This window comes from Streptomyces sp. V4I8, assembly GCF_041261225.1.
In the GTDB taxonomy this organism is placed as follows: domain Bacteria; phylum Actinomycetota; class Actinomycetes; order Streptomycetales; family Streptomycetaceae; genus Streptomyces.
The window spans coordinates 3,162,165-3,175,843 of sequence record NZ_JBGCCN010000001.1; the positions used below are offsets into that span (position 1 = coordinate 3,162,165).

Genomic DNA, 13,679 nt, shown 5'->3' on the forward strand with positions numbered 1-13,679 from the left:
TGCCGGAATACTGGGCCTGAGAGGCTTTGTTCCGTTACTGAACATACAAGGTACGGAACTCCGCTCTCGACCCCCTGAAAGGCACAGGCTCTTTTCATGCCCCTGGCCCTGCTCGCCCTGGCCGTCGGCGCCTTCGGCATAGGTACGACCGAGTTCGTGATGATGGGCCTCCTGCCCGAAGTCGCGAACGACCTGAGCATCTCGATCCCCACCGCCGGGCACCTGGTCTCGGCGTACGCGCTGGGCGTCGTCATCGGCGCCCCGCTGCTGGCGGCGGTCACGGCACGCATGCCGCGCCGCACGGTCCTGATCGGCCTCATGGCCCTGTTCGTCGCGGGCAACGCCCTGTCGGCCTTCGCCCCCGACTACCACTGGCTGGTGGCCGCCCGCTTCCTGAGCGGTCTGCCGCACGGCGCCTTCTTCGGTGTCGGCGCGGTCGTGGCGACGAACATGGTCGCGCCGGAGCGCAAGGCCCGCTCCGTGTCGCTGATGTTCCTGGGCCTGACGATGGCCAACGTCGCGGGCGTGCCGGTGGCCACGCTCATGGGGCAGAGCATGGGCTGGCGGGCGACCTTCCTCGGCGTGAGCGCGATCGGCCTGGCCGCGATGGCGGCGCTGGCGCTGCTCATCCCGCGCGGTGAGGCGCACACCGCTCCGGCGGCCGGCCTGCGCGGCGAGCTGGCCGCGCTGCGCTCCCTGCCGGTGTGGCTGGCGCTCGGCACCACGGTCGCGGGCTTCGGCGCGCTCTTCGCCGCGTACAGCTACATCACGCCGATGCTGACCGACGCCGCCGGGTACGCCGACGCCAGCGTGACGCTGCTGCTGGCGCTGTTCGGCGTGGGCGCGACCGTCGGCAACCTGCTGGGCGGGCGGCTGGCGGACCACTCGATGCGCAGGACCCTGTTCGGCGGCCTGCTCTCGCTGGCCGCGGTGCTGGCCCTGTTCCCGGTCCTGATGTCCACGGCGTGGAGCGCGGCCCTGGCGGTGGCGCTGCTCGGCATGGCGGCGTTCGTGACCGGCTCCCCGCTCAACCTGATGGTGATGGAGAAGGCGTCGTCGGCTCCGTCCCTGGCCTCCTCCGCCAACCAGGCGGCCTTCAACCTCGCGAACGCGGGCGGCGCCTGGATCGGCGGCCTCGCTCTCGCGGCCGGCTTCGGCGTGACGTCGCCGGCGCTGGTCGGAGCCACGCTGGCCGTGCTAGGGCTCGGGGTCGCGTCGGTCGCGTACGCGGTGGACCGACGCCGGGGCGCTCCGCTCGGTGGGCGGGAGCGTGTGGTTGCGGGGCGTGTTCCGGAGCGGGCCGAAACGGTTCGGCACTGACGTCTTTCCGTTTTCCGTCGCGGGTTCGACCACGGATGTGCCGCGGTGTGTGGTCTGTCGACTGCTGCGCCGTCGTGGCTGGTCGCGCCCCGCGGCGGAGCCGCATATCGACACAGCCCCGCGCCCCTTGGGGCCCTTCGGGCCCCTGGGGGCGCTGCCGCTCGGTCATCTGTCGGCCGTGTCGGTGAGCTGTCGGTGGTTTGTCGGTGGGGCCTGACACCGTCGTCTCCATGACGCGAATCGACAAGAACCCGGGCGGTGCGAGCACGGCCGTCTCGGTACGGGGGTTGGTCAAGCACTACGGCGAGACCAAGGCGCTGGACGGTGTGGACCTGGATGTGCGCGAGGGCACCGTCATGGGGGTGCTCGGGCCGAACGGGGCCGGGAAGACCACCCTGGTGCGGATCCTGTCCACACTGCTGGCGCCGGACGCCGGACAGGCCGTCGTCGCCGGATACGACGTCGTACGGCAGCCTCGGCAGCTGCGGCGGGTTATCGGGCTCACCGGGCAGTACGCCTCGGTGGACGAGAAGCTTCCGGGGTGGGAGAACCTGTATCTGATCGGGCGGCTGCTCGATCTGCCCCGGAAGGACGCCCGCGCGCGTGCCGATGAGCTGCTGGAGCGGTTCTCGCTGACCGAGGCGGCGAAGCGGCCCGCCTCGACCTACTCCGGCGGCATGCGGCGACGGCTCGACCTGGCCGCCTCCATGATCGGGCGGCCCGCGGTCCTCTTCCTCGACGAGCCGACCACCGGGCTGGACCCGCGTACCCGCAACGAGGTGTGGGACGAGGTCAAGGCCATGGTCGGGGACGGTGTGACCGTGCTGCTCACCACCCAGTACATGGAGGAGGCCGAGCAGCTCGCCTCCGAACTGACCGTCGTCGACCGGGGCAAGGTCATCGCGGGCGGGGGCATCGAGGAGCTCAAGGCCAAGGTCGGCGGGCGGACCCTGCGCGTGCGGCCGGCCGACGCCCTGCAGCTGCGGCCCCTCGCCCGATACCTCGACGACCTCGGCATCACCGGCCTCGCCACCACCACCGTGGACACCGAGACCGGCACCCTCCTCGTCCCGGTCCTCAGCGACGAGCAGCTCACCGCCATCGTCGGCGCGGTCACCGCGCAGGGCATCACGCTCGCCTCCATCACCACCGAACTGCCCAGCCTGGACGAGGTGTTCCTGTCCCTCACCGGCCACCGCGCCAGTGCCCCGCAGGACGCCACGCCCGCCGACGCCCGCGAGGAGGTCGCCGTATGAGCGCCACCACCCTGTCCACCGCGCCCACGGCCACCGGCACCGCCGACGCCCGCATCACCCTGCGCGGACACCTGCGGCACACCGGTGCCCTCGTCCGCCGCAACCTGCTGTGGATCCGGCAGGACCCGGAGTCGATGGCCGACGCGCTGCTGATGCCGGTCATCTTCACCCTGCTGTTCGTGTTCGTGTTCGGCGGCTCGATCGGGCAGGCGCTCGGCGGCGGTCAGGACCAGTACGTGCAGTACGTGATCCCCGGCATGATCGCGATGATGAGCATGACGCTGTCCCAGGGCGTCGGCACGGGCTTCAGCCAGGACTTCAACTCCGGTGTGATGGACCGCTTCCGGTCACTGCCGATCGGGCGCGGCTCGGTGCTCTTCGCGAAGATCTCGGTGGAGCTGCTGCGGATGCTGTTCGCGACCACCGTGCTGATGATCGTCTCCGTGGCGGTCGGGTTCGACATCACCAACTGGCCCGGTCTGTTCGCGACGGTGGCCCTGTCCACGGCGTTCGCCTCGTCGATCATGTGGGTGTTCCTCACCCTCGGCGTGATCATGAAGAACGCGCAGTCCGTGCAGGCGATGGGCTTCCTGGTGCTGTTCCCGCTCCAGTTCGGCTCGTCGATCTTCGCGCCGACGACGTCGATGCCGGGCTGGCTGCAGGCCTTCACCGACTACAACCCGCTGTCCACCCTCGCAGACGCCGCGCGCGGCCTGATGGTGGGCGGGCCGGTGGCGCACGACCTGTGGGTGACGCTGGCCTGGTCGGTGGCCATCACGGCGATCATGGCACCGGTGGCCATCCACAAGTTCCGTACGAAGAGCTGACGTTCGCGGAGCGCAGCGCCGGCGTCCACGAAGAGTCGGCGTACTCGGCGGCACGACGGTTCGCGTCAGATCAGGGCGGCGGCCTCCTCGGGGGAGAGGCGGCCGCCCTGCGCGTACGCCGCCTCGTACGCCTCGTCGCCGAGGGCCGTGCGCAGCCCCCGCGTGGCCCTGCCGCGTGCCTCGCGCTCCAGGGCCGTCGGGACATGGCCGGGCGGCAGCAGCGCGTCGCCGGCACCGACGCACAGGGCGCCGTCGCGGGCGCGGCCGCCGTCGTCGACGGTGGCGAGGGCGAGGGCGGCGATGTGCAGGAACAGGGTGCGCATGCTGGGCGCGATGGCCAGGGACAGCGGGTCCGCGGCCTGCTCCAGGGCCCGGCGGCTCTTGGCCAGGCACTCCTCGTCGCACCCGTCGACGGCGTCCAGCCAGGCCTCCGAGCCGAGAATGTAGGCGTCGAAGATGACGAAGGTGGCGATGGAGAACTCCTCGCGCAGCAGCCGGAGCTGCTCCCGCGCCTCGGCGACGCGGCCGGTCATGCCGAGGTGGCCGGCGAGGAACATCCGGGCGGCCGGCATCGCCTCGTTGCGCGCGCCGTCCCTGCGGGCGATCACCTCGTGCAGCAGGCGTTCGCCGCGCTCGGTCTCGCCGGTCTCCATCAGCGCGTTGCCGAGGCGGGCGTTCAGGACCGACACCTGGGCGCGGGCGCCGAGCTGTTCGGCGTGCTCGATCGCCGCCTCGTAGTTGGCGGCGGCGGAGTCCCACTCGCCCTTGCGTTCGCATGCCTCGGCGCGCGCGGAGAGCGCCTCGGCGGTGCCCCACAGGTCCCCCAGGCGCGCGTAGATCTCCAGCGCCTCGTCGGCGTCCCGCGTGGCGTCGCCCGCCCAGTCGCTGCGGTTGGCGAGCAGGTTGGCACGCGAGTGCAGGCTCGCGGCGAGCTCCCAGTCGTACCCGGGCGTCGCGCGGGAGGTGCGGACGGTGGCGTCGATGACCTTCCGCAGCCGCTCCATGTCCCCGGTCAGCATGACGGCGAAGAACCAGAGGGAGCCGGGGATACGGCAGGTCTGCGGCATGCCGGGCTCGTAGGTGGCGGCGATGGCGCGCAGTTTGGCCTGCGCCTCGGGGGTCTGCCAGGCGTCCAGCTCGGTGTCCATGCAGGCGAGGTGGACGAGATGGACACCGCGCCAGGCCTCTTCGAGAATCTCTCCCGTCCACGGCGGCGGGGTGTCCGTGCACCGCTCCCACACCGGCTGCGCCCGGCGGGCCGGCTCGGGGAACGGGTCGGGGCCGAGCGTCTGCACCTCGCGGGACCAGTTGCGGGCCTCGATCCGCAGATCGCGCATCTGCCAGTACCAGGCCAGCGAGAGGACCAGGCACAGCCCCTCCTGCGCGTCACGGTCGGCGACGGCCCGGCGCAGGGCGACCCGCAGGTTCTCGTACTCGCGCTCCAGCCGCCCGATGGCGGCGAGCTGGCGGGGGCCGCGCAGCAACGGGTCGGTGGTGCGGGCGAGTTCGCGGTAGTACGTCAGATGCGCGCGCTCGGCCTCCGCACGCCGTCCCGTCTCGTCGAGACGCTCGGCGGCGTACTCGGCGACGGTCTCCAACAGCCGGTAGCGCATCGCCCCGTCCGCCGAGGGGGCGGCCACCACCAGGGACTTGTCGACGAGCGAGCCGAGCGTTTCGAGGGCGGCGGGCCCGCAGACGGCCTCGGCGGCGGGGAGGTCACAGCCGCCCGCGAAGACGGACAGCCGCCGCAGTACGTCCCGTTCGTCGTCGTCCAGCAGCTCCCAGGACCAGTCGACGACCGCCCGCAGGGTCTGCTGGCGGGGCCGGACGGTACGGCTGCCGGAGGTGAGCAGGCGGAACCGGTCGTCGAGCCGGTCGGCGATCTGACGTGGCGTCAACATACGGAGCCGGGCGGCGGCGAGCTCGATGGCGAGGGGAAGACCATCGAGACGCCGGCAGATCTCGGTGCAGGCCGCCGCGGTCTCGTCGTCGGCGTCGACACGGAAGCCGGGCCTGGCGGCCGCGCCCCGGTCGGCGAGCAGCCGCAGCGCGACGGGCTCGGGCAACGGCTCGACGGGCCGCAGCAACTCCCCCGGTACGCCCAGGGGTTCACGGCTGGTGGCCAGCACCGTCAGCTCCGGGCAGCGCTCCAGCAGCTCCGCCGCAAGGCGGGCGGCGGCCTCGACGACATGTTCGCAGTTGTCGAGGATCAGCAGCATCCGGCGCTTGCCACAGTGCTCGGCGAGCCGCTCGACGGGGTCGTCGGGCCGCTCCGATCCGGCGCGCATGGCCTCGGCCCCCGCGCCGTACAGCACGGTCTCGCGGGCACCGACCGCCGTGAGGACGGCCTCCGGTACGGCCGCGGGGTCGTCCACCGGCGCGAGCTCGACCAGCCACACCCCGTCCGGCGCCCCGTCCCGCACACTCTCGGCGGCCTCCTGCGACAGCCGCGTCTTCCCGGCACCGCCCGGCCCGAGCAGGGTGACGAGCCGGGCACCGGCGAGGTCCCCCCGGATCGCCTCGATGTCGGCTTCCCGGCCGACGAAGGAGGTGAGGCGGGCACGGAGGTTGCCGGGGGGTGGGGGCAGGGGCGAGGCAGGGGCCGGGGACCGAGGGGGGCCGGGCAGGCCGGGGGCGGGTGTGGTGCGGGTGGTGGAGGGAGGGGCGTGGTGCGTGCCGGGGGCGGTCGGGGAGTCGAGGGGGTGGGGGGCGTGGGGTCGGCCGGGTGCGACCGTGGCACGGGCAACGGGGGCTGCGAGGTCTCCGGGGCCCGTCGACGGGCTCATGCCCGGACCCGCGGGCTCCGGACGGCGGGCATCCGCGTCGCTGGTTCCGGCGCCGCGCGGCCGGGTCCCGGGCCCCGCCTGGGTGGCGCGCGGCTCACGGTGGGCGATCCCGAGCCCGTCGCCGGCGCGCGAACCGTGCCGGCCGCCGTGCGCCCTCTCCCCCGGCCGCAGCAACTCCCCGTGCAGCGACCGCAGTTCCGGCCCCGGGTCCGACCCGAGCCGGTCCGCGAGGAGTTGTCGTACGTCCTCGTAGGCGGCCAGTGCCTCCGCCGTGCGGCCCGCGTCGCGCAGGGCGCGTAGGCGCAGCGCCTGGAGGGGTTCGTCCAGGGGGTGGGTGTCGCACAGGGCGGTCAGCTCGGGCAGGGACTGCTCGGCGTGACCGAGGGCGAGTGCGGCGGTGTGGCGGGCGCGCAGGGCGTCGAGACGCCGGGCCTCCTGACGGGCCGCCTCGGCGGTGCGGTCGGGGAGGTCGGCGAGGGCGGGGCCGTGCCACAGGGCGAGGGCGTCGTCGAGAGCTACGGCGGCCTTGGCGGGGTCGCCGTCGGCCAACGCGCGCGTGCCCTCGCCGACGAGGCGCTCGAACCGGTGCAGGTCGATGTCGTCGGGCAGGGCGGCAAGGCGGTACCCGCCCTCGGCCGAGACGACCGCGTCCGCCCCGAGCGCCCGCCTCAACCTGCCGACGAGCGCCTGCAACGCGCCCGTGGCGTCGGCGGGCGGCCCTCCCTCCCACACCTCGTCGACCAGCATGCTCGCCGGCACGGCCCGGCCGCCCCGCAACGCGAGCACGGTCAGAAGGGCACGCAGACGCGCCCCACCGAGCGGAACGGGGCTGCCGTCGGGGCGGACTGCCTGGGTGGTGCCGAGGATGCGATAGCGCACGGGGTCCATTGTCTCTGGTCGGTTGGGCGAGGGGCACGGGGTCGGGGCGGGAGGCGGGTCGGCGAAGGCGGTGTGTGGGGGGAGGCGGTGGGGGGAGGCTGGTGGCCCCACCATGCCCCCACCTTCCCTGGAACCACCGACCCACCGCGAGACGTTTTCCCCGTGCGCCCGGTACGGTCGGGCAGGCCCGACGTCCCGTCCTCCTCCCGTCCGCCCGTCCCCAGGAGCCCCGCCTCATGACCACCGCTCTCACCCGCCGCAGCGACCGGCGGATCAGCCCCGTCTTCCTGGGGATCCTGGCCGTCACGGCGGTGACGGGCTGGGCCACCTGGACCGGGTTCGCCGAGCAGCCGGGCCTGGCCGTCTTCCTGTTCGTGACGGCCGCCTGGATCGTGTCCCTGTGCCTGCACGAGTACGCACACGCGCGCACCGCCCTGCACAGCGGCGACATCTCGGTCGGCGAGAAGGGCTATCTCACGCTCAACCCGCTGAAGTACACGCACGCGCTGCTCAGCATCGTGCTGCCGGTCATCTTCGTGATCATGGGCGGCATCGGCCTCCCGGGCGGTGCCGTCTTCATCGAGCGCGGGCGGATCCGGGGGCGCTGGCGGCACAGTCTGATCTCGGCCGCCGGGCCGCTGACCAACGTGCTGTTCGCCGTCGTGTGCACCGCCCCGTTCTGGCTGGACGCCCTGGACGGCGTCCCCCGGGACTTCCGGTTCGCGCTCGCGTTCCTCGCCCTGCTCCAGGTCACGGCGGCGATCCTGAACTTCCTGCCGGTCCCGGGCCTGGACGGCTACGGTGTGATCGAGCCCTGGCTGTCGCACAACATCAAGCGCCAGGTGGAGCCGTTCGCCCCGTTCGGCCTGCTGTTCGTGTTCGCGCTGCTGTGGCTCGGCCCGGTCAACCACGCGTTCTTCGACGTGATCGACTCGATCCTGCGCGGCCTCGGCATCAGCGACTTCGACACCTACTGCGGCTACGACCTGTTCCGCTTCTGGCAGGGCTCCAACGAGCTCTGCTCGGTCGGCGCCTGACTCAGCCCGTGACGGAGCCGCGCCGCTCGTCCCTGGCGCGCTTGACGTAGTACCAGGTCATGTTCGACGACAGCCCGGCCAGCAGTACCCACACGATGCCCAGCCAGCTGCCCTGCGCGAAGGAGATCACGGCCGCGGCCACGGCCAGCAGACAGACGATCAGGGTATAGACACCAAGGCGGGGCATTTCGGTCGGCTCCTTCGGGGGACACTGCTACGGCGACCAGTGTCCCCCATCCCTCACACGTCCGTGACGCGGAGCCCCGCGTGCGCCTTGTAGCGCCGGTTCACCGAGATCAGGTTCGCGACCAGCGACTCCACCTGGTGGGCGTTGCGCAGCCGCCCCGCGAAGACGCCGCGCATGCCGGGGATACGGCCGGCCAGGGCCTGGACGATCTCCACGTCGGCGCGGACCTCGCCCAGCACCATGACGTCCGTGTCGATCTCGTCGATCCCGGGGTCCTGGAGCAGGACCGCCGACAGGTGATGGAAGGCCGCCGTCACCCGCGAGTCCGGCAGCAGGGCGGCAGCCTGCTCGGCGGCGCTGCCCTCCTCCGGCTTCAGCGCGTAGGCGCCCTTCTTGTCGAAGCCCAGCGGGTTGACGCAGTCGACGACCAGCTTGCCGGCCAGCTCCTCACGCAGGGACTCCAGCGTCTTGCCGTGGCCCTCCCACGGCACGGCGACGATCACGATGTCGCTGCGCCGTGCGCACTCGGCGTTGTCGGCGCCTTCGACACCGTGCCCGAGCTCGTCGGCGGCGGACCGGGCGCGGTCGGCCGCCCGCGAACCGATGATCACCTTCTGCCCGGCCTTGGCGAGCCGGTAGGCGAGGCCCTTGCCCTGCGGCCCGGTCCCGCCGAGCACGCCGACGACGAGCCCGGAGACGTCGGGGAGGTCCCAGGGGTCCTTGGCCGGGGCCTTCTCGGGAGCCCCGGCAGGCTGCTGTGCACTGTCGGTAGAGGTCATGGGCCGACCTTACGTCGGCCGACCGCGCGCCTCCCGCGCCCTCCCCCACGGCTCAGGTGAGGTCGGTCACGGGCACCCGCCGGAAGGTGATGCTCTCGTACGGGCCGAAGTCGCCGGTCTCGTAGAGAAGCCCGACCGTCGCGTCGTCGATCCGCACGAGGTCCGAGTACGCGGCGGGCAGCCCGTCCACCGTGTGCGCGGACCGCCAGGTGAGGCCGCCGTCGGTGGAGGCGCGGATGGTCATCAGGGCACGGGCGGCCGGGTCGGCGGGGCCGGAGAAGAGCAGCACGTCGGGATCGCGCAGCTGCAGGACGCTGCCCTCGCAGATCGGGGCGGACAGGCCGGCCTGCGGGCGGAAGGGCTTCACCAGGGTCGCGCCGCCGTCCGCGGAGTAGGCGTCGGCCCGGTTGCCGGGGGACGGGGAGTCGTTGCGGGTGTTGAAGTAGACGCGGCCGTCGGGGAGTTCGGCCGCGGTGGTCTCGTTGACGTTGATGTAGCCGTCGGTGTTCTCGTCGACGTAGCCGATGCGCCAGGTGGCGCCCCCGTCGTCGCTGAGTATGCAGTGCCCGCTGTTGTACCTGGCCTCGTTGCCGATGTCGTCGCCGATGGGCGGGATCGTGTGGTTGGCGGGGACGACGACCCGCCCGGTGCCGAGCTGGATCGCGTGGCCGGGCGTGGTGGCGTACCAGCGCCACTCCGGCCGCTTCACCTGCGCGGTGATCTCCTTCGAGCTGGACCAGGTGGCCCCGTCGTCGTCGCTGTACCGCACCCAGATCCGGCGGCCGTCGGCGTCGCTGACCTCGCCGCGCAGGATGGCGGCTTCGGTGGCGCCGGCGTGGTTGCGGATGTAGACGAGCAGGATGCGGCCGGTGTCGAGGACGACCGGGGCCGGGTTGCCGGCGAGGTGCCAGTTGTTGTCGGCGACGACCGCGAGCGGGCCCCAGGTGCGGCCGCCGTCCGTCGACCGCTTGAGCACGATGTCGATGTGCCCGTGGTCGGCGGCGGACTCGACCCGGCCCTCGCAGAACGCTAGGAGCGTGCCGGTGGAGGTGGTGACGACGGCCGGGATGCGGAAGCTGGCGTAGCCCTCGCGGCCGGCGCGGAAGGGGACGCTGGTCTCTGTCATGAGGGCTCCTTCGATAGGCCGGCGGTCCAGTAGTCCGGTCGGGGCCTGCGCCCCTCTGGTCCCGTGTCCCTCTGATCGGGTGTTCCTGTGATCGGGTGTTCCTCTGGTCTGCGGCCGTGGTCGGACGGTTGTGCGGGATAACGGATCCCTCTGCCCAGGTTGGGCGAATTCGTGGTGAACTCCGGGTCACGAGTGGCCGGTTGCGGCAGTATGCGGTCGTATGGACGCCGTACGTGTCGCGTTGCTGCGCGAAGTACTCGCCGGAACCGAGTGGTTGGGAGCCACCCGGCGGTTCGCGGGGGCGCTGCGGTCGTCGGCGGTGGCGCACGGGGGCGGGCTGCTGCTGGTCGGCACACCGGAGTACGAGCCGTGGCATCTGGCGGCCCATCTGGTGGACGAGGCCGCCTGGTCGGGGACACCGGAGCTGGCCCCGACACTCGTACGGCATGACGCGCGCGCCTCGGATCCGGCGCATCTGGCGGTCGGCCTGGGGCGGTTGGCGGCGGCGCGGCGCGGGGAGACCCTGCTGGTGGTGACGCCGGACGAGCCGGAGGCGCCGCTCCTGGAACGGGTGCACGACGTCCGCCGGGCCGGGGCGACGGTGCTGGCCCTCGGCACCGGCGAGGGGGAGCTGACGACCATGGCCCACGAGACGCTCGCCGTGCCACAGGGCGCGGAGCTGGACCTGGACACCATGCAACACCTGGTGAGCGCGGCCGCCGGCGAGAACGCCCTGCCCTCCCCGAGAGGACGCCACCGCCTCCGGGACCGCCTCTCCCGCCTGGCGGACTCACTGACGGCACCACCGCCGGCCGGCTGGTGACCCGCCCCGACCACGGCACCGCCTGCCTCGCACAGGCGCCCGACATCCCCGGCGGGCCGCAGCCACCGTGCCGGAGCCGGCCGGCGACCGACCCGGGCCCGCAAAATCCGTTTGCCTCCGCCCCCGCACCCCCCGAGCATGACCCCTCGTGACGGACGACACCCCCACGCCATCCCCCTCCCGCCTCCGTGCCGTGCTCCCCGACCTCACGCCCTGGCGGGCCTCCGCCGACTTCCGGAAGTTGTGGCTGGCGGGGCTGGTCTCCTCCTTCGGGAGCTTTCTGACCTTCGTGGCGCTGCCTGTGCAGATCAAGGAGCTCACGGGGTCCGCGGCGGCGGTCGGGGCGATCGGGGCCGTGCAGCTGGTGCCGCTGGTGGTGTTCGGGCTGTACGGGGGTGCGCTGGCCGACGCGCTCGACAAGCGGAAGCTGATCGTGTGGACGGAGGCCGGGCAGGCGGTGCTGAGCGCGGCACTGCTGGTCAACGCGCTGCTGCCGACCCCCGCCAGCTGGCCGCTGTACGTCGTCGCCGCCCTGTCCTCCGCCCTCGTCTCGGTGCAGCGCCCCGCCCTGGACGCCCTGTTGCCCCGGATCGTGGCCCACGACCACCTCCCGGCCGCCGCCTCGCTCAACGCGCTGCGCTGGCAGGTCGGCGGGGTCGCGGGCCCGGCCCTGGCCGGCGTGGTCGTCGCGTACGCGGGGCTCGGCTGGGCGTACGGCACGGATCTGCTGACCTTCGTCGTCTCGGTCCTGTTCGTCGTCGGCCTCGCCCCCTCCCCGGCCTCCCACGAGGCCGCGAAGCCGTCCCTCAAGGCCATCGCCGAGGGCGCCCGCTACGCCTGGAGCCGCAAGGAGCTCCTCGGTACGTACGTCATCGACATCGCGGCGATGCTCTTCGCGATGCCACTCGCCGTACTGCCCTTCCTCGCGGACGAGTTGAACGCCCCCTGGTCGCTCGGTCTGATGTACGCCGCCGTCCCGGCCGGCGCGATGCTGGTGAGCCTGACCAGCGGCTGGACCTCGCGGGTCCACCGGCACGGACGGGCCGTCGTCGTGTCGGCCGCGCTGTGGGGGGTGGCGATCGCGGCGGCCGGTGTCGCCGGGAACGTGTGGCTGGTGCTGCTCTTCCTGACCGTCGGCGGCGCCGCCGACATGGTCAGCGGCGTCTTCCGCGGGGTGATGTGGAACCAGACGATCCCGGACGAGCTGCGCGGCCGGCTCGCCGGGATCGAGCTGCTGTCGTACTCGGTGGGCCCGCAGCTGGGCCAGACCTATATGGGCGGTGTCGCCGCCTGGCAGGGCGTACGGGCGTCCGTCTGGTCGGGCGGCCTGCTGTGCGTGGGCGCGGTGGGGCTGCTGGCGCTGTGCCTGCCGAAGCTCATGACGTACGACGCGCGGACGAACGAGCACGCGCTACGGCTGCGGGAGCAGCGGGCGGCGACGGCCGCACCGGCCCCCGCACCGGCACCGACACCTGCCGAGGGGTGATCAGGAAGGTCGCTCAGTCGTCGTCCGCCGGCCCGGTCGGGGCGTCGTGCCACCGGGGATCGTTCTCCCACTCCAGGTTGCGCTCCCGCGCGAGGTCCATCGCCTGCTGGGCCTCCTGCCGGCTGGTGTACGGCCCGAAGCGGTCCTTGGCCGGGCACTCCGGCCCCTCCTCGACCTTCTTGTGGACGAGGCAGTAGTACCACTCGCCCGGCTTGCCGACCGTGCGCTTCTTGAACAAGGCCATGTCCGGCTCCTCTCGCCACCGACATGTTCCCCCATGCCCGCTGGTTAGACTCGCTCGCATGTCTGGCCAGTCGCTGCTTGTCCCAGGGGAGCTGTCCCCCACCCGTTCCGTGCCCGGAAACATCCGCCGCCCCGAGTACGTCGGCAAGCCCGCGCCGACGCCGTACGCGGGTCCGGAGGTGCAGACCCCGGAAACCGTTGAGGCGATGCGCGTCGCCGGCCGTATCGCCGCGCGGGCGATGGCCGAGGCGGCGAAGCTGATCGCGCCCGGGGTCACGACGGACGAGTTGGACAAGGTGGCGCACGACTACATGTGCGACCACGGCGCCTACCCGTCCACGCTCGGCTACCGCGGCTTCCCGAAGTCCCTGTGCACCAGTGTCAACGAGGTGATCTGCCACGGGATCCCGGACTCCACGGTGCTGCGCGACGGCGACATCGTCAACCTCGACGTGACGGCGTACATCGGCGGGGTGCACGGCGACAACAACGCCACGTACCTGGTCGGCGACGTGGACGAGGAGAGCCGCCTGCTGGTCGAGCGCACCCGGGAGTCCCTGACCCGCGCGATCAAGGCGGTCAAGCCGGGCCGCCAGATCAACGTCATCGGCCGCGTCATCGAGTCGTACGCCAAGCGCTTCGGCTACGGCGTGGTCCGTGACTTCACCGGTCACGGCATCAACTCGTCCTTCCACTCGGGCCTGATCATCCCGCACTACGACAGCCCGCACGCGACGACGGTGATCCAGCCCGGCATGACCTTCACGATCGAGCCGATGCTGACGCTGGGGACGCACGAGTACGACATGTGGGACGACGGCTGGACGGTCGTCACGAAGGACCGCAAGCGCACCGCGCAGTTCGAGCACACGCTGGTGGTGACGGAGACGGGGGCGGAGGTCCTGACCCTCCCCTGACCCTGGCCCTCCC

12 protein-coding genes are annotated in these 13,679 nt (G+C 72.6%); 7 read left to right on the plus strand and 5 right to left on the minus strand.

Translation table 11 applies throughout. The features are described from left to right. The first annotated feature begins 96 nt into the window (after positions 1 to 96). The 3 genes from ABIE67_RS14340 to ABIE67_RS14350 all read left to right on the plus strand — a co-directional run bounded on the left by ABIE67_RS14340 (position 97) and on the right by ABIE67_RS14350 (position 3,403). Positions 97 to 1,320, plus strand: a complete 1,224-nt coding sequence (locus ABIE67_RS14340) for an MFS transporter (RefSeq protein WP_370256883.1) — start codon at positions 97 to 99, stop codon at positions 1,318 to 1,320. 230 nt (positions 1,321 to 1,550) lie between these two features. After that, positions 1,551 to 2,576 carry an ATP-binding cassette domain-containing protein gene (locus ABIE67_RS14345; protein WP_370256884.1) on the plus strand — a complete coding sequence of 342 codons (1,026 nt, stop codon included), beginning with the start codon at positions 1,551 to 1,553 and terminating at the stop codon, positions 2,574 to 2,576. After that, positions 2,573 to 3,403 (plus strand): ABC transporter permease, encoded by an 831-nt coding sequence (locus ABIE67_RS14350; protein WP_370256885.1) that lies wholly within the window; start codon positions 2,573 to 2,575, stop codon positions 3,401 to 3,403. Before ABIE67_RS14345 ends, ABIE67_RS14350 begins: the two co-directional genes overlap by 4 nt. Positions 3,404 to 3,468: 65 nt before the next feature. Here ABIE67_RS14350 and ABIE67_RS14355 read toward each other — a convergent pair whose 3' ends face one another. Beyond that, a complete protein-coding gene (locus ABIE67_RS14355) occupies positions 3,469 to 7,077 on the minus strand; it encodes a BTAD domain-containing putative transcriptional regulator (RefSeq protein ID WP_370256887.1) in 3,609 nt (1,202 codons plus the stop codon). Positions 7,078 to 7,304: 227 nt separating this feature from the next. On the opposite strand from ABIE67_RS14355, the gene ABIE67_RS14360 reads away from it, so the two are divergent. After that, positions 7,305 to 8,105: a site-2 protease family protein gene (locus ABIE67_RS14360; protein WP_370256888.1), complete on the plus strand. Its 801-nt coding sequence runs from the start codon at positions 7,305 to 7,307 to the stop codon at positions 8,103 to 8,105. A 1-nt stretch (position 8,106) separates the two neighbouring features. On the opposite strand, the gene ABIE67_RS14365 is transcribed toward ABIE67_RS14360, so the two are convergent. Genes ABIE67_RS14365 through ABIE67_RS14375 form a run of 3 tightly spaced genes read right to left on the minus strand, consistent with a single transcriptional unit; the run spans position 8,107 to position 10,197 of the window. Beyond that, positions 8,107 to 8,292 (minus strand): hypothetical protein, encoded by a 186-nt coding sequence (locus ABIE67_RS14365; protein WP_370256890.1) that lies wholly within the window; start codon positions 8,290 to 8,292, stop codon positions 8,107 to 8,109. Between the two features lie 53 nt (positions 8,293 to 8,345). Beyond that, positions 8,346 to 9,071: an NADPH-dependent F420 reductase gene (gene npdG, locus ABIE67_RS14370; RefSeq protein ID WP_370256891.1), complete on the minus strand. Its 726-nt coding sequence runs from the start codon at positions 9,069 to 9,071 to the stop codon at positions 8,346 to 8,348. 52 nt (positions 9,072 to 9,123) lie between these two features. Continuing rightward, on the minus strand, positions 9,124 to 10,197 hold the full coding sequence (locus ABIE67_RS14375) for an exo-alpha-sialidase (protein WP_370256893.1): 1,074 nt from the start codon (positions 10,195 to 10,197) through the stop codon (positions 9,124 to 9,126). 220 nt (positions 10,198 to 10,417) lie between these two features. Here ABIE67_RS14375 and ABIE67_RS14380 point away from each other — a divergent pair, with 220 nt between their 5' ends. Together ABIE67_RS14380 and ABIE67_RS14385 are read left to right on the plus strand one after the other, a co-directional pair. Continuing rightward, complete coding sequence (locus ABIE67_RS14380; protein WP_370256894.1) at positions 10,418 to 11,020, plus strand: hypothetical protein; 603 nt, start codon at positions 10,418 to 10,420, stop codon at positions 11,018 to 11,020. 148 nt (positions 11,021 to 11,168) lie between these two features. After that, a complete protein-coding gene (locus tag ABIE67_RS14385) occupies positions 11,169 to 12,506 on the plus strand; it encodes an MFS transporter (protein ID WP_370256895.1) in 1,338 nt (445 codons plus the stop codon). Positions 12,507 to 12,519: 13 nt separating this feature from the next. Here ABIE67_RS14385 and ABIE67_RS14390 read toward each other — a convergent pair whose 3' ends face one another. After that, positions 12,520 to 12,750, minus strand: coding sequence for a hypothetical protein (locus tag ABIE67_RS14390; RefSeq protein ID WP_048587224.1), 231 nt, complete (start codon positions 12,748 to 12,750; stop codon positions 12,520 to 12,522). A gap of 58 nt (positions 12,751 to 12,808) precedes the next feature. Between ABIE67_RS14390 and map the strand changes: the two genes are divergently transcribed. Then, the gene (map, locus tag ABIE67_RS14395) at positions 12,809 to 13,666 is read left to right on the plus strand and encodes a type I methionyl aminopeptidase (RefSeq protein WP_370256898.1); all 858 of its coding nucleotides are present in this window, start codon (positions 12,809 to 12,811) and stop codon (positions 13,664 to 13,666) included. Positions 13,667 to 13,679 lie beyond the last annotated feature (13 nt).

Bases quoted from the DNA above. Each gene is read 5' to 3' on its own strand.
- ABIE67_RS14365 (WP_370256890.1), bottom strand. From the start codon at position 8,292: ATGCCCCGCCTTGGTGTCTATACCCTGATCGTCTGTCTGCTGGCCGTG.
- ABIE67_RS14360 (WP_370256888.1), top strand. From the start codon at position 7,305: ATGACCACCGCTCTCACCCGCCGCAGCGACCGGCGGATCAGCCCCGTC.
- ABIE67_RS14355 (WP_370256887.1), bottom strand. From the start codon at position 7,077: ATGGACCCCGTGCGCTATCGCATCCTCGGCACCACCCAGGCAGTCCGC.
- ABIE67_RS14350 (WP_370256885.1), top strand. From the start codon at position 2,573: ATGAGCGCCACCACCCTGTCCACCGCGCCCACGGCCACCGGCACCGCC.
- ABIE67_RS14375 (WP_370256893.1), bottom strand. From the start codon at position 10,197: ATGACAGAGACCAGCGTCCCCTTCCGCGCCGGCCGCGAGGGCTACGCC.
- map (WP_370256898.1), top strand. From the start codon at position 12,809: ATGTCTGGCCAGTCGCTGCTTGTCCCAGGGGAGCTGTCCCCCACCCGT.
- ABIE67_RS14390 (WP_048587224.1), bottom strand. From the start codon at position 12,750: ATGGCCTTGTTCAAGAAGCGCACGGTCGGCAAGCCGGGCGAGTGGTAC.
- ABIE67_RS14345 (WP_370256884.1), top strand. From the start codon at position 1,551: ATGACGCGAATCGACAAGAACCCGGGCGGTGCGAGCACGGCCGTCTCG.
- ABIE67_RS14380 (WP_370256894.1), top strand. From the start codon at position 10,418: ATGGACGCCGTACGTGTCGCGTTGCTGCGCGAAGTACTCGCCGGAACC.
- ABIE67_RS14340 (WP_370256883.1), top strand. From the start codon at position 97: ATGCCCCTGGCCCTGCTCGCCCTGGCCGTCGGCGCCTTCGGCATAGGT.
- npdG (WP_370256891.1), bottom strand. From the start codon at position 9,071: ATGACCTCTACCGACAGTGCACAGCAGCCTGCCGGGGCTCCCGAGAAG.